21 protein-coding genes, 1 tRNA gene and 1 pseudogene are annotated in these 26,065 nt (G+C 61.8%); 13 read left to right on the top strand and 10 right to left on the bottom strand.

What is annotated here, in order from left to right:
• The first annotated feature begins 151 nt into the window (after window positions 1-151).
• The 4 genes and pseudogenes from ACZ5V4_RS13860 (at window position 152) to ACZ5V4_RS13845 (ending at window position 2,073) form a co-directional block, all read left to right on the top strand.
• Window positions 152-505, top strand: coding sequence for a plasmid mobilization protein (locus ACZ5V4_RS13860; protein ID WP_464315451.1), 354 nt, complete (start codon window positions 152-154; stop codon window positions 503-505).
• Window positions 471-869, top strand: a pseudogene (locus ACZ5V4_RS13855) (hypothetical protein); the annotation flags it as partial. The gene ACZ5V4_RS13860 and the pseudogene ACZ5V4_RS13855, both read left to right, overlap by 35 nt.
• A 436-nt stretch (window positions 870-1,305) precedes the next feature.
• Complete coding sequence (locus ACZ5V4_RS13850) at window positions 1,306-1,794, top strand: hypothetical protein (protein WP_464315450.1); 489 nt, start codon at window positions 1,306-1,308, stop codon at window positions 1,792-1,794.
• A gap of 3 nt (window positions 1,795-1,797) precedes the next feature.
• Window positions 1,798-2,073, top strand: coding sequence for a hypothetical protein (locus ACZ5V4_RS13845; RefSeq protein ID WP_464315449.1), 276 nt, complete (start codon window positions 1,798-1,800; stop codon window positions 2,071-2,073).
• 15 nt (window positions 2,074-2,088) lie between these two features.
• On the opposite strand, the gene ACZ5V4_RS13840 is transcribed toward ACZ5V4_RS13845, so the two are convergent.
• The 10 genes from ACZ5V4_RS13840 to ACZ5V4_RS13795 all read right to left on the bottom strand — a co-directional run bounded on the left by ACZ5V4_RS13840 (window position 2,089) and on the right by ACZ5V4_RS13795 (window position 15,585).
• Window positions 2,089-2,544 carry a very short patch repair endonuclease gene (locus ACZ5V4_RS13840; RefSeq protein ID WP_464315448.1) on the bottom strand — a complete coding sequence of 152 codons (456 nt, stop codon included), beginning with the start codon at window positions 2,542-2,544 and terminating at the stop codon, window positions 2,089-2,091.
• Window positions 2,545-3,723, bottom strand: a complete 1,179-nt coding sequence (gene dcm, locus ACZ5V4_RS13835; RefSeq protein ID WP_464315447.1) for a DNA (cytosine-5-)-methyltransferase — start codon at window positions 3,721-3,723, stop codon at window positions 2,545-2,547.
• A 459-nt stretch (window positions 3,724-4,182) separates the two neighbouring features.
• Window positions 4,183-6,075, bottom strand: coding sequence for a DrmB family protein (drmB, locus tag ACZ5V4_RS13830; protein WP_464315446.1), 1,893 nt, complete (start codon window positions 6,073-6,075; stop codon window positions 4,183-4,185).
• Window positions 6,068-9,316: a helicase-related protein gene (locus ACZ5V4_RS13825; protein ID WP_464315445.1), complete on the bottom strand. Its 3,249-nt coding sequence runs from the start codon at window positions 9,314-9,316 to the stop codon at window positions 6,068-6,070. The genes drmB and ACZ5V4_RS13825 overlap by 8 nt, the downstream gene beginning before the upstream one ends.
• 323 nt (window positions 9,317-9,639) lie before the next feature.
• The gene (locus tag ACZ5V4_RS13820; RefSeq protein WP_464317835.1) at window positions 9,640-11,367 is read right to left on the bottom strand and encodes a nuclease-related domain-containing DEAD/DEAH box helicase; all 1,728 of its coding nucleotides are present in this window, start codon (window positions 11,365-11,367) and stop codon (window positions 9,640-9,642) included.
• An 11-nt stretch (window positions 11,368-11,378) separates the two neighbouring features.
• Entirely contained in the window at window positions 11,379-12,959 is a 1,581-nt protein-coding gene (locus ACZ5V4_RS13815) for a hypothetical protein (RefSeq protein ID WP_464315444.1), read from the bottom strand.
• Window positions 12,956-14,002 (bottom strand): hypothetical protein, encoded by a 1,047-nt coding sequence (locus ACZ5V4_RS13810; protein WP_464315443.1) that lies wholly within the window; start codon window positions 14,000-14,002, stop codon window positions 12,956-12,958. Before ACZ5V4_RS13810 ends, ACZ5V4_RS13815 begins: the two co-directional genes overlap by 4 nt.
• Window positions 13,977-14,222, bottom strand: a complete 246-nt coding sequence (locus ACZ5V4_RS13805) for a hypothetical protein (protein ID WP_464315442.1) — start codon at window positions 14,220-14,222, stop codon at window positions 13,977-13,979. The genes ACZ5V4_RS13810 and ACZ5V4_RS13805 overlap by 26 nt, the downstream gene beginning before the upstream one ends.
• A gap of 154 nt (window positions 14,223-14,376) precedes the next feature.
• On the bottom strand, window positions 14,377-15,372 hold the full coding sequence (locus ACZ5V4_RS13800; protein WP_464315441.1) for a site-specific integrase: 996 nt from the start codon (window positions 15,370-15,372) through the stop codon (window positions 14,377-14,379).
• A 124-nt stretch (window positions 15,373-15,496) separates the two neighbouring features.
• Window positions 15,497-15,585: transfer RNA gene (locus ACZ5V4_RS13795), tRNA-Leu, on the bottom strand.
• A 244-nt stretch (window positions 15,586-15,829) separates the two neighbouring features.
• On the opposite strand from ACZ5V4_RS13795, the gene ACZ5V4_RS13790 reads away from it, so the two are divergent.
• The 9 genes from ACZ5V4_RS13790 (at window position 15,830) to ACZ5V4_RS13750 (ending at window position 26,060) form a co-directional block, all read left to right on the top strand.
• Window positions 15,830-17,128: an alkaline phosphatase family protein gene (locus tag ACZ5V4_RS13790; RefSeq protein WP_464315440.1), complete on the top strand. Its 1,299-nt coding sequence runs from the start codon at window positions 15,830-15,832 to the stop codon at window positions 17,126-17,128.
• A gap of 10 nt (window positions 17,129-17,138) precedes the next feature.
• The gene (locus tag ACZ5V4_RS13785) at window positions 17,139-19,370 is read left to right on the top strand and encodes an ATP-dependent helicase (protein ID WP_464315439.1); all 2,232 of its coding nucleotides are present in this window, start codon (window positions 17,139-17,141) and stop codon (window positions 19,368-19,370) included.
• The gene (locus ACZ5V4_RS13780) at window positions 19,367-21,343 is read left to right on the top strand and encodes a SpoIIE family protein phosphatase (protein WP_464315438.1); all 1,977 of its coding nucleotides are present in this window, start codon (window positions 19,367-19,369) and stop codon (window positions 21,341-21,343) included. The genes ACZ5V4_RS13785 and ACZ5V4_RS13780 overlap by 4 nt, the downstream gene beginning before the upstream one ends.
• Entirely contained in the window at window positions 21,340-21,585 is a 246-nt protein-coding gene (locus ACZ5V4_RS13775) for a hypothetical protein (RefSeq protein WP_464315437.1), read from the top strand. The genes ACZ5V4_RS13780 and ACZ5V4_RS13775 overlap by 4 nt, the downstream gene beginning before the upstream one ends.
• Before the next feature lie 175 nt (window positions 21,586-21,760).
• Window positions 21,761-22,159, top strand: coding sequence for a response regulator (locus tag ACZ5V4_RS13770; RefSeq protein WP_464315436.1), 399 nt, complete (start codon window positions 21,761-21,763; stop codon window positions 22,157-22,159).
• Window positions 22,160-22,202: 43 nt separating this feature from the next.
• Window positions 22,203-22,967, top strand: a complete 765-nt coding sequence (locus ACZ5V4_RS13765) for a M15 family metallopeptidase (RefSeq protein WP_464315435.1) — start codon at window positions 22,203-22,205, stop codon at window positions 22,965-22,967.
• A gap of 123 nt (window positions 22,968-23,090) precedes the next feature.
• Window positions 23,091-23,768, top strand: coding sequence for a CerR family C-terminal domain-containing protein (locus tag ACZ5V4_RS13760; RefSeq protein ID WP_464315434.1), 678 nt, complete (start codon window positions 23,091-23,093; stop codon window positions 23,766-23,768).
• A complete protein-coding gene (locus ACZ5V4_RS13755) occupies window positions 23,765-24,982 on the top strand; it encodes an MFS transporter (protein WP_464315433.1) in 1,218 nt (405 codons plus the stop codon). Before ACZ5V4_RS13760 ends, ACZ5V4_RS13755 begins: the two co-directional genes overlap by 4 nt.
• Before the next feature lie 280 nt (window positions 24,983-25,262).
• Window positions 25,263-26,060, top strand: a complete 798-nt coding sequence (locus ACZ5V4_RS13750; RefSeq protein WP_464315432.1) for a 2-amino-3,7-dideoxy-D-threo-hept-6-ulosonate synthase — start codon at window positions 25,263-25,265, stop codon at window positions 26,058-26,060.
• Window positions 26,061-26,065: the final 5 nt, after the last annotated feature.

The raw sequence follows: 26,065 nt of genomic DNA, 5'->3' as shown, positions 1-26,065 counted from the left end.
CCAAGCGTGCCCGGGCTCATCGGCGGTATCGTGGAGAGCCAGCCTACCCGTTGTGGGCACACGCTGACGCGGTGCCCCCTGCCGGGGCTGGCGAGGGCGTGCCGCCCTTCGAACCCTGCCAGAGGCGAAAGGCCGGAATGCAGTTGACGCCATGAAAGAGAAATCTGAAAGCCGCACGGCCTGGATCAAGTTGCGCGTCGCCCCCACGGAGAAGGATGCGATCACGGCCAAGGCGAAAGCCCAGGGGCAGACCGTGACGGACTTCATCCGCCAGCGCGCCATGGACTACCGCCTTCGCCAGACGCCGCTGGAGAAAGAGCACATTCGCCAGCTTGCCCGGATCGGGGCCAACCTGAATCAGCTGGCCCGGTGGGTCAATACGTACAAAAGTCGGGCAGAGGCACTCCGGGTGCTGGCCGCCCTCCTCAGCATCGAAAGGGCGCTCAAGTGCTCCGCAGGCGCGGTATGCAATGACCGGCAGGCCTCTTCTCTCCCCTTGGAGTAAAACCCTCTTCGGAGACGCCATGTACATGAAAGTCTTCCCGCATGGCCAGGGTGGGGGCGATGGGCCGACACACTATCTTGTGCGCCCGGACTACCCGGACCGCGATAAACACCCGCCCGAGGTGCTGCGGGGTGATCCGGAGCTGACGAGGGCTCTGATCGACTCGCTGGACACCAAATGGAAGTTCACGGCGGGGGTGTTGTCCTGGCACCCGGACGAGCGCGTGACGCCCGAGCAGGAAATGCGTGTCATGGACGACTTCGAGGCCGTGGCCTTCGCCGGACTGGAGCCGGACCAGCGGAACGTGCTCTGGGTGCGGCATCGCCATGCGCGTCACCATGAACTGCATTTCGTCATCCCGCGCGTGGAGCTGTCGAGCGGCAAATCGTTCAATCCCTGCCCGCCTGGCTGGCAAAAACACTTCGATGTGTTCCGCGACCTGCACAATCATCGCGAAGGCTGGGCCAGGCCGGATGATCCAGCCCGCGCCCGCCTGCACACACCAGAGCACGCGGATTTGCGCAGGGCTCGCCTGATCCGCTGGGGCAAAACGCCCAGTAAGGATGAACGCGCTGAAGCCAAAGACGCCATCCACGCCTACCTGGTCATGAAGATCGAGGAGGGCCAGGTCGCAAGTCGCGCTGACGTTCTCACGGTCTTGAAAGAGGCGGACCTGGAAATCAGCAGGGCAGGCAAGGATTACATCACCGTCAAAGACTCCGTAAGCGGCGAGAAGCTCCGCCTCAAGGGAGGGATATATGCCGAACACTGGAAGCTCGCTGGTATCCCTGGCGGAGCGCATGAGGTCCAAGGCCGAACAGGACCGGCAGGAACTCGAAGTCCTGACCCGGCAACAGTTCGACGCCTTGAGCGAGAGCTTGCGGCAATCATCGACCGCCGCGCTCAGTACAACCGAAGCCGCTATCCAGGACGCGCTTGGACGATTGGAAGCGAGCATAGCCTCGCGCTGCCAGGCCCTGAGCTGGACCTTCGGCAGGAGATGGCTGCAAGCTCTTCTCTTGGGCTTGGCCCTCCTGATGGGAGCCGCCTTGGGTGGCTGGAGACTGCTGAACATGCTCCAGAGCAAGGCAACGGCTTTACACGCCGAGATTCACGATCTGCGAGAAGACAAAGCAGCCTTGGAAATAACCGTCTCACAATTGAGGGACCGAACCTGGGGCTTGAAGCTCCTGGAGAACCAGGAAGGGCGGTTCATCGTCCTGCCGCCGAAGACGACGCCCAAGACAGGATGGACCGTGGGCAAGCAGCAAGCTGTGAAACTGGAGTAATTCATGACAGAAATCGAACGTCTCCTCACGGACACTTTAGCCACTCTGGAACAGGAATTACGCCAGGCACAGAAAACCCAGGGAACAATCCTAACCGATCAACAGCATACCCTGGGAAACCATGCGAACACCTTGCAACAGCTCCAGCAGCAGGTCGCCCGCCTGAGTGCTCAACAACAGGAATCAACACAGCACTTGCAGCGCTTGAGCGCTATACACGAGAATTTGGAATCCTTGTTGGCGCGGTTGAACGGCATCTTGAGCGACCGGCAGAAATAGTAATATCTTCGCTCTCTAATTGGTCTTCCCTCTAGATTTCACTTGTTGAGCCTGCAGTGATTTCAAGAAAGAATCGATTCGATCTACCTCTTGACTAAGCTTTTCATGTGACAGGCATGAACATTCCCATATAATTAACAAATTCCAGCCCATTGACACGAGTAATTTGTCGTTTCTGTTGTCACGGGCGATGGTGTTTTTAATTTTTTCACTCCAGTATTGAGTATTCGATTTAGGGATATGTCCGTCACTGCAACTGTGTCCATGCCAAAAACAACCACGTACTTGAATAGCAGTTTTATATTTAGGAAGAACAATGTCCGGGTGCCCTGGCAACGCCTTACTATGCAAAGTAAATCTATAGCCACGCCTGTGCAAGGCACGACGAATAATTAGTTCCGGCTTGGTGTTTTTCGATCGGATCCTAGACATAATCAGGGATCGCTCGAGAGGGCCAAACACATCTGCCATTTAAATTCCTAAACTTGCACGAATTGAATCAGCAACATAGCAAGAGAGTCTTGGAGGGACAGCCTCGCTTACAAGCCTAACCTGAGCACTCAGATTCCCTACGAGTTGATACCAGTCAGGAAATGACTGCAGTTTCATTGCTTCATACATGCTAAGTCGCCTATTTCCATTAGGGTGGACATGGACTTCTCGGTTGCCATATGCGACTGTCCAGCTAGGCTCGTCCCATGAGAGCACTCGAAAGCAACGCCCTTTTACTGTCCCAGGCTTCGTGATGCCGTTTAAAAACTTTTGTGAACGTGGAACCATACATATATGGTTAGGGTGAACAGGAATCACAGAAGAGTCAAGCCTCGAAGAGTTGAAAATTGGCTCATCCAGGCCAAACATCACATCTCTCACTGTTATCTTGGTATTCAAGGCTTCAGGTGGAATCCATTCGCATTCGGGATGAAGTTCTCGATTGATCCCAACTATTATTAGTCTTGGCCTAGATTGTGCGACGCCAAAATCTTTTGAGTCAAGGCGCTGTTCAAATAGTTCAAAGCCAGCTTCTTCAAACATTTGTTTAAATGTACTGTATTTAGAAGCATGTCTTGAGCCAAGTAGGCCCAGCACATTTTCAAACACGAAAAAACTTATAGGCTTTCTCTTGTTTAGTTTGCTCAACAGTTCTGCATATGCCATGGGCAAGTAGTGCCTAGGGTCGTCAATTTTTTGATGAACGTTCGAGTAGCTAAAGCTCTGACATGGCGGCCCACCTATGACTCCAACAGGAGAGACTTGTTTTCCAGCAAGGTTGTCAAGTTTATCAAGGTCAAGTGTCCTGATGTCGCACGTATGAGCAACATGTGTTGTTCTGTTTGCATTAAAAGTATTGACACAGTCCTTGTCAATGTCTATGGCAAGTATTGTTTTGAAGCCGCAGTATTCAAATCCAAGGTCCAGGCCGCCTGGTCCACAAAACAAACTTAACAACTCTCCGCCATAGGAATCGTTCGGTTGCTGAATTGCTGCGTTAAAAGTACATGTTCTTTTATTTTTTTGATCTGAAGCTACTTGCTCCAAAAGCGTTTTTCGCGCCCAAGAAGAAACTGGCAGCCCCTCAGAACTCGCGGCATCCTCAAGCAGGACTTTCTCTTTGCCGTCTAAACGAATCAGAATGGTATTAGTTCTCACGCCCGGCCTCCGTTTGCTACGGTGGCAAAACGTATATCATTTTGCCTCACCAATCAAGCCGATTTCTATTAATAAAAACAAAGGGGTACGGGATGGCAAGGCCCCCTAGATGTTCAGCTGCATCCAAAAGCGGCAGATTGCGGATCAACCTTTTCTCGTAGTCGTGCTTTTTGTTCCTGGGTTAACCGTACCCTTCTTCGCTAGAGTGGCTGAAGCGCTATCCAGACTTCGACTGGAGATCCATTTCGCCAACCTCGAAACGCTGGACGATTCCGATACGATACCCTTCCTAGTCGCCAAGAAGTCGGGAAATCTCTGATCCAGACAACGGTGTTTTTTCTGTAACCTCGGCTGGCCTCTTAATCATAGAGATGACGATGGAATTTCCATTGTCTCACTTACTTTCTCTTCCCGGAATTCACAGAAGAACTTCAAAAAGGATATGATTGGCGTTGCTATTTAACCCTCAGCGGCTTGACTGAAATATCCGGCGGTGGGGTTGTCGAAGGAGCCGATAACGAGACCCCTGTCCAGAAGCCGGTTAAATTCCTCGCATGCCGTCTCCGGTACGAGGCAGCAACCGTGGCAGGCGGCAAGATTCATGGAATCCGGCCCTTGGCCGCCGCTCTTGCCCATCTCCATGCAAACAGGATCGGCAGAACACCACTGCGCCCCTGTGAGCGTGCGAAAAAGAAGCGGTTCCAGCCGTCCAGGTTTGCCCATGCGTACCAGTCCGCCAAGCGTGCCTTCGGCATCGCCTGCAGCCGTGTAAATCAGGACGCCCGCCATTGGGGCGGCTGGATTCTCCGAAACGTAAAGACGCTCCCTAAGCGCAGCCGAACTGTAGCCGCAGTCATAAGTGAGGCGATTGATGAGCAAATGCGCGAGCGTATGCAGCAGAATATACCGAGCACCAATGTGCCGATCGCGAAGATGCCGTGCTTGCCGGAGATCCAGGTATCTTTCAACAAGAGGGGCCACACGGTTTTGGATGTCCGGTAATGCTTCCCACTGCCTCAAGAGCTGCTCGTTGAGAGTCAAGAAAATCCCTTCACCGAATACCATGTAGGCTGGCAGCCACATCTCGTCTGGCGGGTTAAGCCGGAGCATACCCTGTTGGCTGGCTTGATCACGGTCGGTGTCGGCAAAGACCCGCGTGAAACCGGTTAGTACCCTCGTTTCGCGCAGTTTATGGACGAGCGTGACATGCGAGAAAAAACGAGAGAAGTTCGGATCATATCGCTCGAGATTGGCGGCCCTCAGCACGAGTTGGTCGAAGTCTACGGAGGCAACCAGCGTGTCGTACTCTTGTCGCCGGTATCCCGTTTCGGCATCATCACCCGCCGTTGGCTGCCGCTGTTGTTCCCCTTCATCGCCGCACACCGTGGAAATGCCTTGCTCAATCTGCTGGTTGGTATAGCCATCTACCAATTCGCGAAACTGTGCGCGCAAGTTTGCTGACGTGGGAACTACACCTGCGCCCCGCAAGATGCCGATGAACGTACTGATTGGAGGTTGCTCCAGCAACGAAATGACTTCTGCTACCGTTGCATCTTCACTGCGGGGCAGGTAGATGGAGTTGTGAACCTGCGCGAAATAGACGTTGGCTGCGCTGCGAAGCGTACCCCTCAGCGGCCTACCGCAGCCTTCACCATCCTCGGTACCGAGCCACGGGCGATGGCCGGAGCACAAGTACGGCTCCCTGCTGCTGTCAAGCAGACGGCTTAAGTCTGTCTCGTTGCCGTCGGGGCTCGCATTTGTGATGCCGGCAAGTGTCCGCTCGGGGCCGCCGTCCACCTTTACCTTCTGTCCTGCCAGTGTCATACCGCCGGTCGAAACGAGCCGCATCTTCGGCGGGTCCTGAGGAGGATTTGCAGTCTCATAGACCCATTCGACCCACGGAAAATCCTGAATGTGTCCCGCATCGCACATTGCGACGAAGGGAACTTGGACAATGTATCTTGTCCAGCCTCGTTCTTCACATTCCGCGCATTTAATTCGTCCCTTCGTCACCAAAGGCACTTTGCGCATCAACCCGCACCGAGTGCAGTAGTGCCACTGCGGGAATCGCAGGAAAGGAACCGTGAGGTAGCCGTTGGTCGGCGGCGCAGGGCGGCGCACTCGCCTGTGGTCAGGGGGGAGGTAGAAATGATTGACGTTGAGCCGTGAGGCAAGCCGCCATTCATCGACCTGAAATTCCCGCAGGTCAATGCTCTCGGTGCCGCCGGATTCGTGCTTAAACCAGTGATCAAGCCCGCCGCAGATGACGGAGACGCCATCAGGCAGGATCATCATCGCTCCGGGGCCGAATGGAGAAATGAGTTGGCCGCGTCGCACAGGTCCTCTAGGCATCGCCGACCTCCTCTTCTTCGAGCATGTAGAGCTGAGTGATCTCAACCTGGCACTCAGCGTCCACGTTGCGCAAGGACTGCGGCGTCGCCCACGAAACGCGCGCATTGTCCGGCGTCACATACGTACCGGCCGACCGCATGAGGGGCATGTCCTCGGCATGGATGGCACCATCCCATTTCAGCCGCTGCCAACGTTGCCATTCTTCACCGCGCCGCTGGATGATCCGGTGAAGCGCAGCGAGTTCTTCGGGATCAACGATTGAAGCCCGCTGGGTGAGTATGTGCGAAACGCGTGCGACCAGCGCTGAGGGGAACGGGTACGGGCTTTGGGCCTGATCGGAATCGCCAAGTTGCCGCACATAGCTTGCGATAACGGCGTGGGCGGCCCGGTCGAGTGCAGGCCGTGAGAATGGCGTCACGCTCGTCGGTTCCACCTGCGCGTACAGCCGCTCATGGTAGCTTCGGAACTTCTCGAAGTGGGAGCGGTCGCGGGGCTTCGATGCGGAGTAAATCGTCACCACTAAACCGGGTCGATCTGACTTGCGGCCTACACGCCCTGTCACCTGAATGTATTGCGAAGTTGTTTTCGGCTGGCCGACAACGGCCATCAGTGAGAGTCGGTCAATATCGACGCCAACCTCGATGATGTTGGATGCCAGGCAAACGTCGACAGCTTGCCCATGCTGCGAGATAGTGGGGATTTCGAGCGCGGAAATAGCCCTTGGCACTTCGTCACCCGGCAGACGACCGGTCAGTTCGAGTATCTTCTTGAGTTGCCGGACGTCCTGGAAACCAATGCCGAGCCGCTGTCTGAGCGCGCCACGGAGCAAATCCGGGATGTCGGACTGGAACAGGGTAAGGGTTGTCCCAAGTTCGCGTAAGCTATTGAAAAACAGCAGTAGCGTCCACCACGGATCACGGTCGGCTGCCGCCATCGGTTGCGGAGCCTGGAGCAGGGCTGAGAACGTACGCACCTGTACCGTCTGGAGCGACCCGAGGCCGGGAGCATGGACACCGACGTAGATGCGCCCACGCTCAAGAGTGCCATCGGGCCGCCGTGCAACTCTTGCGAAGAACGAGTCGTCGGCGTCCAGACCGGGCGGTGGGAACAGGCTTGTGTGATCCCGCGCGTAGAGGCCCCGGACCTGTTCGGCGTAGCTGCGAATCGTTGCCGTCGAACTGACGATCTTCGGCTTTGCTGCCTGCTGTCCCCGCCGGTCGGTACACAGCTCTTCGATGATCGGTTCGTAGAGACCAACCATCGATCCCAGCGGGCCGGAAATGAGGTGCAATTCATCTTGGATTATCAGGCCAGGCGGCGAGTAGGCTCGTGTCCCATCTTCGGCGATGCCGAACAGTGAGCGTGCCTGCGGCTTCCACGCAAGCATGGCAAACTTATCCACCGTGCCTATGACAAGGGCCGGTCGAGTCTCGTAGATGTCCTCGTCGATGACATACAGCGGGAGCAACCCGTGGAATGCGCAGCGCTGGTCGGGGCAGGCGTAGACAACCGTGTTGTTGCGGCGTTCATAACCAATGACGCGGGGGACGCCACTCCGGCGGCCGCGCCTGCGGCCAGTGGTGAGGTTAACCGGCCCCATTTCGGCCCCACACCACGGGCAACGATCCAAAACAAACTTGTTCTGTTCCCTCCCATCGCCATGTTGGAGGCTACGAAGAACAGAGCGTGCTTCTTCTCTTGTGTTCGGTGTTGTGGAACCACCTAACCAGATACCAGCGGAGATTTCCGCCGCACCCAGTTCGTCGGCATGTTCTCGACGGACGTACTCCATTGCGCAAATTAGCCGCGAGGCACGCTGGAACTGCTGCGCAGTGAGTAAGCGGAGCGTGTACCTCATCAGTGTTTGTACGCCGGTATCCTCAGGGTTACGTAACCTGCGTAAGAAGATGCTGAACGCGGCTAGCCCAAGATAGGCTTCGGTCTTACCTCCGCCGGTAGGAAACCAGATAAGCTCGACGCGTTCGCGATCGACGTTGTCCGCGTCAGCCGTTGACCGCAAGGAAGCGAGGATGAACGCAATCTGGAAAGCTCTCCATTGGCTTCCCCGCGCTCGTTCTGAATGCAGGTCGAGGGCCTCATACGGCTCGGAGAACAGCATCATCGAAGTGTCGTGGTCGAATGCCGCTGTGCGGGCCTCGCGTCTGGACCTCACTTGCTGCGTGACCATTGCGAGGTTGGCAAGTTGGAAAGCACGCCGGACTAGTGGGTTGCATGCCAACAGCGACAGGCCATCGCGCATACGCCGGGCAGCTTCGGCGCATTGTTCCATGTGGCCTTCGGCTGTCTCCCTCAACCGTGCGCGGAGGCCGGGAATGAGGCCTCGCTGCACCGCAATCCACGCCTCGTACTCACTGACAATGGCCTCAAGCTGTTCTGTGCCATCGGAAACAGGGTCAGTCCCGGACAACAACCGCATGGAAGCGACAAGCGGCTGGCCGCTACGTGTGCGGATGTCCGGCGTGGTGCTCGGTGTCTCGTATACCGGCAGGCATTCAGCCGAAACAATATCGGCTGAAGTCGTGGAGCTGCTTGTCCAGTCTGCCGAGCATCCGTGACCCACCGCGAATGTGAGCTTGTCGCGGTACAGCAATTCCTGCGAACGTTCTTCGCTGTCCAGCGGATCCGCCGTCGGGTACGGCAGGATGGTTCCTGAAGAGCCCGGTTCCAGCCGGACCTCAATCCGGGACTGGAACAGGGATTGCGAATCCATGCGGCCCTCGGCAGGCTGGCGATTTACTAGGCACACCGTAATGAGGAACTCATCCGACCGGGACAGGAACGGCCTGGCAAAGACTTCAATCCGCACGTCGAGATTCTCAACATTCTCCCGCACTGGTTCGCTGGCGTTGACGTAGGCGTTGGAGGCGGGGAAATCTGCACGGTGGAAACGGCTTTCTAGCCTGACCGGTGAACGGAGCCACCATCCGCGCTCATAGAACTCACGAGTAGCCGCTTCTCCGGTTTCACGCTCTTCTTGTCGCTCCTCCCGGCCGCGCGGGCGGGGGAGAGCAACGGATATTTGACGATACCGCCCACCAGTGGCTGTGGCGATCAGCGCCGCCCCTTCCGGCAAGCGCACCAGCAGACTCACAGCCATGCTGCTGGGCTTGTACGTATTAGCGCTTGATAGATCGAAGTCATCCGAATCGGCTTCCGGGAGGCTGTACGCGGCGCGTGCCGCGATCGCATCGCAGTCATGCACGGCAGAAGAGGCAAGCATCCCCCTGGCATTCTCAGGCGGTGGGGGGGCGGATTCTTCATCAGGAGGAGGAAGCTGGGCATCAAGCTCGTCGGGTGGGACCGGGGTTTCCATGGGAAATAAAACACCGACACCGTAGCGCTTCGTGGGGGAATCCCGCTGGAGAATCTCCTCACCGGAACCGAATTGTCGGTACGGCCTGTAGGCGGCCTCAGCGTCCCCAAGATGGATGTCCTGTGTGCAGTCGATTTCCTGCCCGAGAGGGCACGGCCCGACGAGTTCCTCCCGGAGCGCCCGCAGCACAGCATCACGATTCGCAATATTTGGCACCGGCAGCTCCCCTTTTAAGTTTGTTTACTGCCGAGCAGCGATTGGATGATGCCGGGCTTGGCCGTCTCGTGCACGATGATGCAGAGCCTCTCCAACGCCCGTGTTGAGGCAACGTAGAAGAGCGACGAAAACATGTCACTATCGACATGTTCGATGTCGGTGACGACGATGGCCGGAGACTCAAGACCCTTGAAACTCTGAATGGTGGTATAGCGAATCTGTCCTGCTGAAGCGGCCTCAAAGGTGGCAAGTTGATCGGACCACTGCCTGTCAGTGATATTGGCCGCTACGCAACGCGTCCCGGCTTTCGGCGAAAGGACAACGATGTCATCGCCGCTGTAGGACTCTTTGAAAAGGCGTCCTAGGGTATTGCCGAGTTCTTTGCGTTGCTGGGATGGCGTGGCGTAATAACTGATTACCGGCTCGATGTGGTCATCGGGCCGGAGGATGCGTGAGTAGTTCGGTGTGAGGCGACCCAGGAGGTGCGACAGCGTTGCAACGCGGGGAGTGTTCCGGCAATTCACGCGGAGTGCCCCCCTGGCAAAAGTACCACACCGTTTGCGAATTAATTCCTCGACCTGGTCGCGGTCTTGCCCGTAGAGCATCTGCCGCTCGAAGTCACCGAACATGCGCCACGAGCCTCCGGAAAGCCCACCTTTGAGGACCAAGTCCAGCACGTCGAGATACGGAGGGTGAAGCAAGTCCTGCATTTCGTCGGCAATAACCATGTCGAACTGCCCGGCGTCCCGGTGCCCGTCAAGCAGCTTGCCAACGGCCGCATCCGGCAATTCGACTTTCCAGAACGAATCATCAGTTCTATCCGGCACCTTGATGTCGGCGATCCCAGCCATGTATTGGTGCAGCCTTCTGGCTGTGATCTGGCCGCTACGTGTGAGGGGATGTTCCGACAGCCACCGCCCGAGCAGGCGGTTGAAGCAAACGAGCAGAACGCTTTTCCCACTACTTGCAGCTCGGCGCGCAGTTTCTAATGCGAGGACAGTCTTCCCCGTCCCAGCCGGCCCGGTGAAGAGTACGCGGGGGTTATCCTCCATCGTGTCAAGCGCTAAGAATTGTTCTTCGGTGTATCGTAGGATTTCCAACTGCTTGCGCGTTCGTCGGTCACACGCCTTCTCAGCGAATTCGAAATTAGGCCGCAGGATTCTGGCAATCGCGGCAGATTGCTGGATGTCTGGTAAGCGATCACTGTCGCGAAACCATTTAGCCGTCGGCTGCGAACTCAGATGCCTCCTAGCACGGCGCAGGATGCCGATGATAAGCTCAGCAAACTGCTGCCGTCTGTAACGGGGCGAATCAATCACTTGCCATGGGTGCCACTCGCAGGAAGTAGCCTTGAACTCGATGAATGGGAATGCAACGGCCGACCAGAAGGGAACGCGGGAAAGCGATGTGTCGCTGTGAATAACTTGCTGCCGGAGGCTGTGCATTGCCTCAGCGGCTTGCTTAAAAGGGCCGCGCGGATCGCCCTTGGGATTATGGCCGTAAAACCAGAGTCCATCCCTTCGTTCAAATGAATGACAGGCCTTCACTTCGAGGCAGAGTACGCCGAGCGAAGGCACGATGATAACAAAATCAGCCTCGCCAGACACCTGGCGCAGGTGCTGTGCAATGTCTAGCGAGTGGAGAATGATCCAGTCCCGTGTAGCCTCTTCCTCTTTGAGCTTGGCGAATATGTCGGTTTCACCAGGGCTGGGGCAGGAAGCCGGGATGGTAGGAGGGATCATTCGGGCCACGACTATTCCTCCAAATCCAGCAGAGCACCGATGCGATCGGCAGGAATTTCAAATTCCTCTTTCGATATGCCCGTGATCTGGAATGCCGAGAACGTCCCACCATCCTGGTCACCGAGGTCAAAGATCATCTCACCGTCTCGTTCCAGCGGCTCCAGCGACAAGGCTGCAATTCTCTTCAACAACATCTTCCGAATGGCCTGACCTGCCCTTATGTGTGCCCGTTCGATATCCCCCATCGCTTCCCAGAGTTCTTGTATTTTGTCTGCCATGCCTGCGAATGCCAGTATTGCGGCGAAATCCTCTTCCTTTCGCGGATGAATGCACTTTGAGGACATCCAGTAATGGACATTGGCAGCACGGGCTTCGGATAGGTTCTGCGAGCGCAGGTTGCTCGCGACGCGGGTAGCAAGTTCGCGACGGCTCAGTGTGCCAAATCGCCCTTGAGCTGCGGAGATCAAGCGGTCTTTCCACGCGGCTTGCTGTGAACGGCGTTCTGTTGCCAGTGCACCGAGAAAATGGTCAGCAAGCGGAGCGATGAAATCGCCTCCACCAGATGTTCTCAAAAGTAAGTAGAGTTCCGGCTCCAGTTCATCTGAGGCCACACGCCTGACGATGGAATCGCCTGTTTCTGTCGAATCAATGACGAGCGAGGACGCACCTTCATCGACCGACACAAAGACGGCACGGCCACCGCTCAGATGGCAGAGTCTGGCCGGTAGAGTCTCGTCGTCGACACTGGGTTGCCAGCCAGGGGGGCGCGATCCGGCTTTACCGAAAGGAGGAAGTGGCGGGAGCAATTCCATCGGCTGGAGATCGGGCAAGCTCTGGTTGGGCAGGACGTTCTGGTCTCGAAGCTGCGGCAATGCGCCGACATAGTGTTTGCGGCTTTTGTCTGCCTCCCCCCCCCCGCCATTGAGGAACACCGGCCCCGGTTTCCACTGGTCGCGTATCCAGCGAAACGACACCACATGAATTTGTGCCGCACGCGGCGCTGAGAACACGTAGTCGGGGAACCATCCGCACGGGCCGATCGCAACAAGCACGTCACAAAGATGCGCTTCTCGCAACTGCCGAGCGCTGACAACCTTCGCATTCCGCAATGTGGCACTGTGGGTAAAGTAGGCGGCCACAGGCTGGTTCATGCGGGGATTGCGGAGAACAACCGACATGCTGCCGCTTGCGGCATGCAACGATTCCAGCCGCGCAGTGGTGGGAGAATCTGTTTCCGCACTCAGACTTTGCAGGTTCTGCACCAGGTTTACCAATGCAATGTGCGAATCGGGGTACAGTCGCTCACAAAACCGCACCTTGTTGATCAACTTGTCCCAATCAATGCAAACGGCTGAGGCAACGAGTTTAAACGGCAGCGGTGTCGAGCAAAGGGTGAACGCGAGGCGGCGGATTGGACCGAGTACCTGCTGCCAGAATTCATCTTCAACTTCTGAACCAAGCGACTGGACCAGTGAACGGATCGAACGCGAAACATTGGCCAGTCTCTCGTGGTCTACCCAGTGGCGTATTATCTCACATTTGGAAGCAGTTTCGTATACGCTGGTTGCGTTGCTGATTGAAATTGGTTTCACGGGATAGCCTCCCGGAAGGCGAGGACTTCGCCTCCAGGGGGGGCGTTATTGGCGGGCAATGAAGTCTCAACATCGGCGCGATTCTGCGAGTATCTGGAGTTGATCGCGCTGATCGCGTCCTCGAAGTAATGTTCCGTGCGGTCGAGGATGATTACCTGGTGCCTTTCTGGCCACATGGCTCTCCACTTAAGGAAGCCCGCCGCGCCGTCGAACACGACACCCATCTCGACCTTGCTAGCAATGTCGCCAGATGGCGGATTCGATCCAACAGGTACAAGGGCGGAGCGATAGGATTGCTCGCCGCTGACGAGACGATCTACGCGCAGCACATCCTGTAAACAGCCCTTGGCCAAGCAATCACCATTGGCGTGGATGGCGAGCGGTGTTTGTCGGATTTCGTGTTCAAGTATGTTCTTCTTTCCGATAATGGCGCAAACGAGCTTTGACTGCAGGCCGAGTTCTACCGGATCGGCATCTCCCAGAATGCTGTCCACAAAGCTGTTGGCGAATCGTTTATTCTCTGCGCCCTGTTTTTTGGGCAGCTTGCCGGAGTGCTTGGCAGGTTGCACCTGGAGCGCCCGCGACTCGTCAATCAGGTATGTTCCCCCGCCGCAAGCCCTGGCGTCCAGGGATTCAACCTGCACCCGTACATAGAGCTTGCCGCTATCATACTCTGGGCTCTGCAACACCCCCCTTAGCACCTTGCGATGGGCTTGCCTGAGAATGACAGGTGTGCCAGGGGGAAGGTCGAATAGCATTTCAAAATGTGTTACTGCGGAAGAGGGGATACGAGTGGCTGCGTCGCTGACAACCATCCCAAAACTGACAAACGCCGCACAGTAAGCCCTTGTCGGGACAACTATTGCGGTTACAATACGACTTGTAGAATTGTCTGCAAACGTGAGTTGTTTGCCCACGCGGATAAAATACTCGGCCCACTCCGGGAGGCTGTACCATTCCCCGGAGTCCTCAAAATGCAGGTTGACAGGTGTGAGTGTCATCAGATCCAGAGCCTCTTCACGTAACGCGAGATAGGCCGCCACGTTCGTAGGGGGGCAACTCCGCCCCTTTTATCTTGCCGTAAATAGCAGCCGCGAAGACGGCCTTCTCGATGTCGTCATGCGCACCTCCATGGGGCGAGAGTATGACCTGGATCGGTGTATCCTTCAGGATTGTCCCAGCGACGAAAGAAAGGAATACCACCCCGGCCAAGACGGCCAGTGGCAGGATGGCGTGAAGTTCGGCACGGCGGATCAAACGCATCACGGCTTCGGTTTCGGTTGGCGACTACGTCCCTACTATGGCTAAGATGAGCACGGAGGAAAAGGTAGGGAAACAAGAAATCGGTCTAACAGCCTCAATGACGGTGGGCCCCGCCGAGGGGGGACCCATAAAACCATTTCGCGTCACCCCCGCGTCACCCCCGCTTCATCCCCGCCAACCTATCTGCCAACCGCGCCGTCCTCAGGTGTGTATACCGCGCCAGCATCTGAAGCGTCTTGTGCCCGGTGATGGCCTTGATCTCCATGACGTCCAGGTCAGTGTGCTCGAAGAATCGGCTGGTGGCCTCGTGGCGCAGGTCATGGAAGCGGAGATCTTCGAGCTTCGCCTTCCTGCAGGCGAGCCTCATGGCGGTCGTGATCTGTTGCTCAGTGAGACCGAACACCAATCTCTGATCGATGCTGCGCGGTTGCTCGCGCAGGATGGCCAGCGCAGTGGGGGCGAGCGGAACCGTGCGAGGTTCGTTGTTCTTCGTCTCTGGCAAGACCACATGGCGGCCTCCCAGGCTGACGTATTTCCATTCCAGCACCGCGATCTCCTTCCGGCGCATGGCGGTTTCCAGCGCGAACTGGATGACCGGCCTGAAGCGTTGCGACGCGGCTTCCAGCAAACGCTCCTCCTCGCCGTCTTCAAGGCGTCGGTCGCGGCCTTTGCCGGGCTTGGGCTTGGCGGCCAGAGACACGGGATTCTGCAGGCTTTCCATGCCCCAGTCCGAGCGGGCGTAGTTGAAGAGCTTGGAGAGCACGGCAAAATCCAGACGGATGGTGTTACCGCTCACGCCCTCGGCCTCCCGCTCTCGCCGGAAGTCGGCAATGTCCTTGGCCCGGATGGTGGCCATGATCCGATGGGCGAGGGGCCTCCTTTGGATGAATCGGGCGCGGTCAATCTCCCGCTTGGGGTTTTTCAGGCGCGGGACGTACTCCTCGATGTAGCGGTCGAGGCACTCGCTCAGCGTGTACTGCTCGGCCTCCTTGGCGGACACGAAGAGGCTTCTGTTCATGTTGGTCTCGACGTCCTTGGCCCAGGCTTCAGCCTCGGCCTTGGTGTCGAAGGTCTTGCATGTGGTGGGGTAGCCCCGCTTGCGGATTCTGGCCTCCCACTGGAAGGGGCCGCGCTTGCGCAATGTCGCCATTTTCGCTCCCGTTTTGCTCCACTCTTCTCGGATGCAGGTGGAGCAAAATTGGAGCAAAAAGTCAAACAGGCCGATTTTCCGCCTTGGAAAGTCGGCCTGTTTGATGTCTAACTAGTTGAAATTATGGTGCCCGAGGCCGGACTCGAACCGGCACGACCCTCACGAGTCAAGGGATTTTAAGTCCCTGGTGTCTACCAATTCCACCACTCGGGCCTGAAGATGGGTCCGCACTTCTAGCCTCGGGCCGGGGAAGCGTCAATGTGCCCGGCGGGTTGGCCTTGTTCGCGGCCCGGGCCGCTCCCTTCGTCCTTCTCCCGCGCGCATCGTCCGCGCGGCCCCTACGCTCCCCGCTGAAGCGAGCTTGGCACCCGTCAGCGGACCGAAGACAAGTGGCGTGAGCTTCGTTCCCCGCTCGCGCGGGCTTGGCCCTCGGGCGTTGTCCTGCTATGACGCTCCAATGCGTACCGAACGAAACCGCGTGGCGGTCCTGGGCCTGGACGGCCTGCCCATGAGCCTGGCCCGCACGCTCTGCCAGGCGGGCAAGCTCCCGAACCTGGCCTCCATCGCCCTGTCGCCGAACGCCCGGGCCATCCGGGCCGAGCTGCCCGAGCTCTCCCCCGTGAACTGGGCCTCCTTCGTCACGGGCAAGAACCCCGGCGGCCACGGCGTCTTCGGCTTCTCGGCCATGGACCCGGCCACCTACTCCCTCTCGCTGGTGGATTCCTCGGCCATCAAGGCCCCGACCATCTTCGAGCGCCTGGGCGAGGCGGGCATGTCCTCCAAGGTGGTCAACCTTCCCGGAGCCTATCCGGCGAGGCCCATGAACGGCATGATGGTGGCCGGCTTCGTGGCGAGCGACCTGCAAAAGGCCGTGCACCCGCCCTTCCTGGCCTCCATCCTGGCGGGCGAGGGCTACGTGCTGGAGGCCGACACCACGCGCGGGGCCAAGGACCCGGACTACCTGCTCTCCCAGGCGCGCGCCACGCTGCGCTCCCGGGCCAAGGCCCTGGAGCTCTTCTGGCCGGACCTCTCCTGGGACCTGTTCATGCTCGTGCTCACCGAGACCGACCGCATCTTCCATTTCTTCTACCCGGCCGTGTCCAACCCGCACCATGCCTTGCACGGCGCGTTCATGGAGTTCATGGCCGAGTGGGACCGGCTGGTCGGCCTCTTCCTGGAGCGCTTCGAGGCCCTGCCCGGCCCCAAGCGCCTGATCGTGCTGGCGGACCACGGCTTCACGGGCTGCTCCACCGAGCTCGACCTCAACGTCTGGCTCATGACCCAGGGCATCCTGAAGCTCAGGCAGCGCGGGACCAACGAGTTTGACAGCAAGGCCATCGCGCCCCACGAGTCCGCGGCCTTCGCCCTGGACCCGGGGCGCATCTATGTGAACGTCAAGGAGCGCTTCGCCCGGGGCGTGTTCCACCAGTACATCGGGGAGAACCTGAAGCAGGAGCTCAAGGCCGCGCTCCTGGAGCTCTCCTGGCAGGGCAGGCGCGTGATGGCGGGCGTTCACGAGGCCCACGAGATCTACTCCGGCCCCTTCGTGTCCAAGGCCCCGGACCTGGTCTGCGAGGCCGTGCCGGGAATCTCGCTCACGGGCAAGTTCGACCGGCTCTCCATGTGCGGCATGTACGGCCGCTTCGGCGTGCACACCGCCGGGGACGCCTTCTTCTACGACTCGGAAGGGTCGGCCCCGGCCACGGTCAGCGAGGCCGGGCGCGAACTCTTTGCCCATTTCGGGTTCAAGGCATAGGGCCAAGGCCATGCCCATCGACTTCAAGAGCCAGCTGAACCCCGCCCAGTTGGAGGCGGTGATGACCACCGAAGGCCCGGTGCTGGTCATCGCGGGCGCTGGCTCGGGCAAGACGCGCACCCTGGTGCACCGCCTGGCCAGGCTGGTGAGCCTGGGCGTGGACCCCTCCTCGATCCTGCTTCTGACGTTTACGCGCAAGGCCGCTGCCGAGATGCTCCACCGCGCGGAGAAGCTCCTGGGCATGGCCCTGGGCGGGGTGCAGGGCGGCACGTTCCACTCGTTCTCCTTCGCCACCCTGCGCCGCAACCCGCAGGCTGCCGGGTACCCCGGGGCGCTGACCATCATGGACAGGGGCGACGCCGAGGAGGTGATGGCCCAGGTCATCGCCCAGCTTGGCGTGGGCAAGGGCGACAAGAGCTTTCCCAAGAAGGGCTTCATCCTGGAACTGGTGAGCAAGTCGCGCAACAAGGAGATCACGGTCCACGACGTGCTCTCGCGCGAGGCCTACCAGCTGCTGCCCCACGCCGCCGCCCTGGAGGCCCTGGCCGACGAGTACCGCATCTACAAGGAAAACCACGGCCTGCTCGACTACGACGACATGCTCTTCACCCTGGAAAGGGCGCTCACCGCCCACCCGGGGCTTCTGGAAAACCTGCGCGCGCGCCACCGCTACGTCATGGTGGACGAGTACCAGGACACCAACCTGGTGCAGGCCAGGCTGGTGAAGCTTTTGGCGGGCCAGGCCGGCAACGTGATGGCCGTGGGCGACGACGCCCAGTCCATCTACGCCTTCCGGGGAGCCAACGTGGAGAACATCCTGAGCTTCCCGCGCATCTTCGAGGGCACGCGCATCATCCGCCTGGAGCAGAACTACCGCTCCACCCAGCCCATCCTGGACCTGACCAACTCCATCCTGCGCCACGCCAAGGACCGCTTCGACAAGACGCTCTTCTCCGAGCGCCTGGAAGGCCCCAAGCCCGAGATCATCAAGGCCTACTCCGACCAGACCCAGGCCCGCCTGGCCGTGGAGCGCATCCGCGAGCTCAAGAAGCGCTACCTGGCCTGTGAGATCGCGGTGCTCTTCCGCGCCGGTTACCAGTCCTATTCGCTGGAGCTGGCCCTGAACAAGGAGCACGTGGCCTTCCAGAAGTACGGCGGGCTGCGCTTCTCCGAGGCGGCGCACGTCAAGGACGCGGTGGCCTACCTGCGCGTGGTGCACAACCCGCGCGACGTCGTGGCCTGGAAGCGCGTGCTCGTGCTGGTGGACAAGGTGGGCGAGAAGACGGCCCTGAAGATCTCCACGGCCGTGCGCGAGGGCGACCAGAAGCTGCTGGCCTCCCAGCGCTCCAGGAACCCTGGCCTGGAGGCCCTGTTCGCCTTCCTGGAGGACCTGCGCGCGGACCCGGGCGGACCCGCGCAGCTTCTTGAGCGCGCCGTGGCCTTCTACACCCCGGCGCTGACCAGCATGCACCCCGAGGACTTCCCGCGCCGCCTGGCCGGGCTCGAGCAACTCACGCAGATCGCGGCCTCCTACGCCCACCTGGAGGCCTTCCTGGCGGACCTGGCCCTGGAAAACCCCGAGGAGGAGCGCAAGGGCGTGCGCGAGGACGCGGTGGTGCTCTCCACCGTGCACTCGGCCAAGGGGCTCGAATGGCCAGCCGTGCTCGTCCTGGACATGGTGGACGACCGTTTCCCCTCCCGCCACGCCCTGGCCCGCCCCGAGGACCTGGAGGAAGAGCGCCGCCTGCTCTACGTGGCCTGCACCCGGGCCAAGGACCAGCTGACGCTCTTCGTGCCCGGCACGGTGTACAACAAGGCCGGAGGCGGCTCGCAGCCCGCCATGCCCAGCCTCTTCGTGCGCGAGCTGGAAAGTTCTCTCTACACCGAGCTGCGCGAGACCTTCTCGGGCTCGCTGGTCCCTGCCGGAAACGGCAACGGCAACTCCTTCGCCCGCGAGGCCCTGAGCTCGTCCGGCGCCCGCCCGGGCGTCTCCTCCTGGGGCCACGGCGAGCGCATGGGCGGCCGGGCCGTCATCGCCCAGAGCCACGACGAGGACCTCGCGCCCTCGCCGTTCGCGTCCAAGGCCGATCCCCCGGCCGGAAGCTCCTCGGGCTTCTGCCGCCACCGCATCTTCGGCCGGGGCAAGGTGGTGGCGCACCTGGGCGAGGGCAAGTGCCGGGTGAACTTCCCGGGCTTCGGCATGAAGGTCATCCTGTCGGAATACCTGGAGATGGAGCCGTGAGCGTCCGGGCCAGGATGTTCCTGCTGCTTCTGGCCCTGTCAGTGCTTCCGGTGCTTTTCCTGCGCGTCAACGGCCACTTCGCCGTCAAGCAGCTCACCCAGGACCTGATCAAGCGCACCCAGCACACCCTGGTGGCCAAGGCCAAGGCCCAGATGCTCATCATGGTGGAGGACCACGCCGAGCTCTGGCGGCGCGAGGGCCTGCTGCTGGAACAGACGCTCAGGCTCCAGGCCGTGCTGGTGGAAAAGGCCCTGGCCGCCCCGGCCCCGGACCAGGACGCGCGCATCGCGGAGGCCTACCTGGCGGGCGCGCGCCTGCCCGAGCACGACGTGCCGGCGCAGATCACGGTGTTCGCGGACGGGCGCACGCGGGCCTCGCGGGACATGAAGCTGCCCAGGCGCTTCGACGGCCGCGAAGCCGCGTGGTACAAGCTGGCCGTGAGCGAGAACGGCCCCGTGTGGACCGCCCCGGTGATCGACCCGGCCACCCGGCGCATCGGCGTGACCCTCTCCATGCCGGTGCGCGACGCCTCGGGCGCGTTGGCGGGCGTCACGGCCGTGATGGCCCCGCTGTCCATCGGCGGCATGAGCGCCGTGCACACCTCGAGCCTCTCCCAGCGCCTGCGCACCTACCTGGTGGTCTACGACCACCCCGACGCGCCCACCAAGGGGCTGCGCGTCATCGGCCGCACCGACCCGTCCGAAAGCTCCATGGAGCAGACCCACGGCAAACGCATGGGCATGCTCGGGCTCTCGGAGCCCACCTGGCTCACCCCGGACGACCCGGCCGAGATGGAAACCATCCTCTCCGACCTGTCCAAGGGCGTAAGCGAGGTCCGCCAGGCCGAACTGGGCTCCAAGGATTTCATCTGGGCCTACGCCCCGGCGGGCGTCAAGGGCGTCGCGCTGATCCTGGCCGCGCCCAAGACCGACGTGGCCGCGGACGCGGACCTGATGACCGCCTTCATCCTGGAGAGCACCCGCAACCAGATGGCGCACACCCTCGTGCTGTTCACCTGCGCCCTGCTGGTGGTCACGGCCGTGGCCTGGCGCATGTCGCGCTCGGTCACCCGGCCCATATCCGAACTGGCCGGGGCCTGGCGCAGGCTCGCCGGCGGGGATTTCGGGGCGCGCGTCGCGCCCTCGGGCGGGCGCGAGATCACGGAGCTCGGCCGGGCCTTCAACGAGATGGTCCCCGAACTCGAGGAGCGCACGCGCCTCAAGCAGGCCGTGGAGCTGGCCCAGGAGGTGCACCGCAGCCTCCTGCCCGCCGAACTCCCGGAGGTCCCCGGGCTGGACATGGCCGGGGCCAGCGTCTCCTGCGAGGAAGCGGGAGGCGACTCCTTCGACGTGATCGCGGGGGCGCGCGGCGAACCCGGCCGCGTGGCCGCCATGGTGGGCGACGTGTCCGGCCACGGCCTCCAGGCGGCGCTGCTCATGGCCACGGCCAGGGCCTTTTTGCGCGTGAGCGCGCTCGGGCCGGGCACCCCGGCCCAGGCGGTCACGGAGGCCAACCGCTTCCTGGCCATGGACACCGTGGGCTCGGGGCGCTTCATGACGCTCTTCTACCTGGAGTTCGACCAGGCGTCGCGCACCCTGGCCTACGTGCGCGCCGGGCACGACCCGGCCATCCTCTACCGCGCCGGGGAGGGCCGCTTCGAGGAGTACACCGGCCCGGGCATCCCCCTGGGCGTGCTGGAGGACAAGCGCTTCGAGGAGACCCGCGCGTCCTGGCCCTCGCCTGGAGACGTGCTGCTGATCGGCTCGGACGGGATATGGGAGGCCCGCAGGCCGGACAGCGGGATGTTCGGCAAGGCGCGCGTGCGCGAAGCCGTGCGCCGGAACGCGGGGCTTTCCGCCCAGGGCATCCTGGACGCGCTGTTCGCCGACCTTGAGGCCTTCAGGGACGGGCTGCCCGCCGAGGACGACGTGACGCTGCTCGTGATCAAGTTTACCGCCATGGAGAACGCATGATGACCACCGAAAAGGACGCCAAGTTCCGCTTCTGCCCGCTTCTGACCACCCCGGAGGGCAAGCTGCGCTTCTGCCAGGGCGGGCAGTGCATGATGTGGCGCTGGGAAGGCGAGGAGGACGGCCCCGAGGCCGCCGGGTTCTGCGGGCTCGCCAGCGCTCCGGTGAGCGCGGCGAAAAACGCCAGGTCCGTGGGCTTTCTGAACGCCCAGCCCAAGAAGGAGCCCTCCAACCCCTTCGAGTAGCCCCGGGGCAATCATGAACATGATTTCATGAACGGCGCGCCCTGCCCGGCACTGGTGGTTTTCCGGGAAAGCCCGCAACGGCGCGGCACGCGGCCCGCCTCAAGGGGCCTTGGCCCCGCCCGGGCCGGTTTTGACACCCCTTTCCCGGGGGGGTACAAGTCCGGCCGGAGATTTCATGCGAGCGCTTATAATCGACGACGATCCGGTTACCCGGTTTTATTTCGAGGAAGTCCTCGCGCCGTACGGCGAAACAGTCGCCGCGGCGTCCGGTGAAGAGGGCCTGGAGGCGTTCTCCCAGGCCATGGCCGAAAGCCGTCCCTTCGACGCGGTGCTGGTGGACGTGCGCATGCCCGGCATGGACGGCCACCAGACCCTGCAGAAGCTCAGGGGCCTGGAACGCGAGCTTGGGGTCAAGCAGGAAACCCAGGCCCCGGTGCTCATGATCTCAGCCATGGACGACGCGCGCAACGTCAACCGCGCCTTCTTCCAGGGCGGGGCCATGAGCTACCTGACCAAGCCCGTGGAACCCGACGTGCTCATCGAGGAGATGCGCAAGTTCGGCATCATCGCCTGAGCCGCGCCCAAGGCCCGAAGGGGCCGCATCACGGGAGGAGTCCATGCGCCTGAAGATCCTCGCCGCCCTCGTCCTGATCATCCTGTCCTCCGCCCACGCGGCCCGGGACGCCGTCCCGCCCGAGGGCTTCGTCCACCTGCGCCAAGTGGCCCCGGACATCGTCCAGGACATCCGCTACTTCGGGCCGCACAACTTCCTGGGCCGCCCCGTCACCGGCTACGAGGCCGCCGAGTGCGTGCTCACCGTCCAGGCCGCCGAGGCCCTCAAGGCCGTGAACGACGAACTGGCCCCGAAGCGCCTCGCGCTCAAGGTCTACGACTGCTACCGCCCGGCCCGCGCCGTGGACGATTTCGTCAAATGGAGCAGGGCCGCGTCCGACCAGGCCGCCAAGGCCGAGTTCTACCCCAACGTGGACAAGAAGGACTTCTTCGAGCTCGGCTACGTGGCCAAGCGCTCCGGCCACTCGCGCGGCTCCACCGTGGACGTGACCGTCGTGAGCCTGCCCGCCGTGCCTGGCGAGCCCTACGCGCCGGGCCAGCCTCTCAAGCCCTGCACAGCCCCCCACGGCCAGCGCTTCGACGACGGCAGCCTGGACATGGGCACGGGCTTCGACTGCATGGACGAGCTCTCGCACTCGCTCTCGCCCAGGATCACGGGCGAGGCCCGCGAGAACCGCATGCTCCTGCGCGAGGCCATGGTCCGCCACGGGTTCAAGCCCTACGAGTACGAGTGGTGGCACTTCACCCTGGCGGGCGAGCCCTACCCGGACACCTACTTCGACTTCCCCGTGACCGCCCCGGGAAAGTGACGGGCAGCCGGGCCCGGCACAACTTCCCGGGTTTCTCCATCGCATATTTTCAATCAATCGGTTGACTAAGTTTCAAGGCGTGGCTACTTCCCCTCTCCGGCAACGCAGCAGGAGGAAGACACGGTGAACGAAAGACCGGACAGGCGCATGGAGCGCGGCAGGCTCACGCGCGAAAAGCTCATCGCCGAAGGGGCGCGGCTTTTCGCCCTGAAGGGCTTCGAGGGCGTGAGCACCCGCGAGCTGGCCGTGGCCGGGGGCGTGAACGCGGCCGCCATCAGCTTCCACTTCGGGGGCAAGGCCGGGCTCTACGCCGCCGTCGTCGAGGACGTGGCCGCCCACTTCGCCGAGCTCTACCGCGAGAGCCTGGTCCCGGCCCGGGAACTGCCCGAAGGGGCGGACCGCGAGCAGGCGGCCGAGGCCCTGCGGGAGATGGTCACGCGCCTCGCCCGGACCGTGCTGGGAACCGAGCGCTCCCTGTGGATGAGCCTGCTCATCCAGCGCGAGCTCCTGGCCCCGAGCGAGGCCTTCGAGAGCATCTACTCGCGCATCATCCTGCCCGTGATCGAGGCCTACGCCAGGGCCGTGGCCCTGGCCGGGGGGCTTCCGCCTGGTTCGCTCGCGGCCAAGACCGTAAGCTACGGGCTCTTCGCCATGATCAGCGCGCTCTCGCGCGGCCGCAACGCCTTCCTCAGGTGGAGCGGCAGGGACCGCTACTCGCCGGGCGACGTGGAGGCCATGGCCCAGGCCCTGTCCGGCTTCGCCGTCCACGGCCTGTCCGGCCGGGGGAGTGTCGCGCAATGACCTCGCAGCAGAACCCGGCCCGCCTGGTGACCGTGGACTTCCTCACCTTGTGCCTGGTGCTCTTCCTCACCTACTGCAACACCACCGTGTTCTACAGCCTGGACGTGTTCCTGGCGGGCTCGGGGGTGGGGCCGCAGTGGCGGGGCTTCCTCATCGGCAGCTCCTCGCTGGCCACCATCGCCTCCTACCTGGCGCTCAGCCCGCTCATGACCGTGCGGCGCTCGATCCCGCTGGCCTGCTGCGGCGCGGGCCTGCTCATCCTGTGCGGCCTGGGCTACCTGTGGGCGCGCTCGCCGTGGGAGTTCCTGCTCCTGCGCCTGGGCAACGGCGTGGCCGTCTCGCTGCTCTTGTCCGCGGCCACCACGCTCTTCGTGCGCATCATCCCGCCGGGCGTGTCGGGCAGGGCCTTCGGGTTCTACTCCCTGGCCGGACTCCTGCCCTTCTGCGTGGTCCCGGCGGCCTTCGACCACTTCACGGGCGACCCGGCCCGGACCGCCCGGGGCTACATGCTCATGTCGCTCTTCCTCGTGCCCGCCCTGGCGCTTCTGCTCACCAAGGGCAGGCGCATGAGCCGCGCGGCCCAGGCCGCCGAGGGCGCGGGGCGGGAGAAAGCCGTGAACTTCAGGACCATGCTGGCCAACGCGGCCAAAGCTCCCGTGGCCCTGCTTTTAGGCATGAACATGCTTTACCTCATCATGTTCAGCGCGGTTTTCTTCCTGGCCAAGAGCTTCTTTTTGCACAGGCCCGTGGCCGACGTGGGCACGTTCTTCACCCTCCAGATGCTCTGCATCATGGCCATCCGGCTGGTGGCCATGGGGCTCTTCGACCGGGTGCGCAAGACCGGGCTCATCATGCTGGCCTTCGGCCTGAGTTCCGCCGGGTGCGTGCTCACGGCCACGGCCCACGGCCCGGTCCAGGCCTACGCCGCCGCCTTGGTGCTGGGGGCCGGCATGGGGCTCGGGTCCCCGGTGCTCAACTCGCTCATGTTCTCCATCTCGGAGAAGCGCTTCCAGGCCGTGAACACAAACCTGATGAACATGTTCGTGCAAATGGGCAACTTCCTGGGCCCGATCATCGGCGCGGCCGCCGTGGTGCACGGCGGCGAGACGGGCTTCCTCGCGGCCGGGGCCACGGCCGGGGCCATGGCCTTCCTTTTGTGCGCGGTGTTCGCGGCCAGGGGCATGGACAGGCACCCCAAGGAAGCGAGGGCCTGAAAATTCCACTTTTCGGAAATTCACCCTTGACAGTCCCGCGACGGGGGGCGTAGTCCTCTTGCCCATGCAGTCTCCCAACTTCACCGCTGGCATCTTTTTTTGGTCCTATTTTTGGTTTAGCCGCGCCAGCGGTATCGGGAGAGGTGCACGGTAAACCAGACAAGTTGACCGAAACCACACCGAGGGCCGCTGGCGATAAGCCGGCGGCCCTTTCGTTTACCCGAGGCTCCGCCGGATCATGACACCCGGCGGCCCCCCGGGCAAACCGGAGGGAAAAGACATGCTCATCGGAAAAGCCGTCCGCCTCGAACGCATCTTCAACCGCAACAACAACCGCACCATCATCGTGCCCATGGACCACGGCGTCACCGTGGGCCCCATCGACGGCCTCATCGACATGCGCGAGACCATCAACCAGGTGGCCGAGGGCGGGGCCAACGCGGTGCTCATGCACAAGGGCCTGGTGCGCTGCTCCCACCGCAAGCGCGGCCGCGACGTGGGCCTGATCATCCATCTCTCCGCCTCCACCACCATCTCCCCCTTCCCCAACGCCAAGACCCTGGTGGGCACCGTGGAGGACGCCCTGAAGCTCGGGGCTGACGGCGTGTCCCTGCACATCAACCTGGGCGACGAGACCGAGCGCCACATGCTGGAGGACTTCGGCCGCATCACCTCCTCGGCCGCCGAGTGGGGAGTCCCGGTGCTGGCCATGGTCTATGCGCGCGGCCCCAAGGTGAAGAACGAGTACGACCCGGACGTGGTGGCCCACTGCGCCCGCGTGGGCCTGGAGCTCGGCGCGGACGTGGTCAAGGTGCCCTACACGGGCGACGTGGAAAGCTTCGCCAGGGTCTGCGACGCCTGCTGCATCCCGGTGGTCATCGCGGGCGGCCCCAAGCTCTCCAACGTGCGCGATCTGATCGCCATGGCCCACGACTCCGTGCAGGCGGGCGGCGCGGGCCTCTCCATCGGGCGCAACATCTTCCAGTTCGCGCAGCCCTCCAGGCTGGTTCAGGCCCTGCACGGCGTGGTGCACCTCAACTGGGAGGTGGAGCAGGCCATGGAACTTCTGAAGGACTAGGGTGG

It is taken from the genome of Fundidesulfovibrio sp. YSD1 (genome assembly GCF_055397115.1).
The sequence above is the reverse complement of the archived record's forward strand: the minus strand, read 5'-3'. Positions and strand labels throughout refer to the sequence as shown.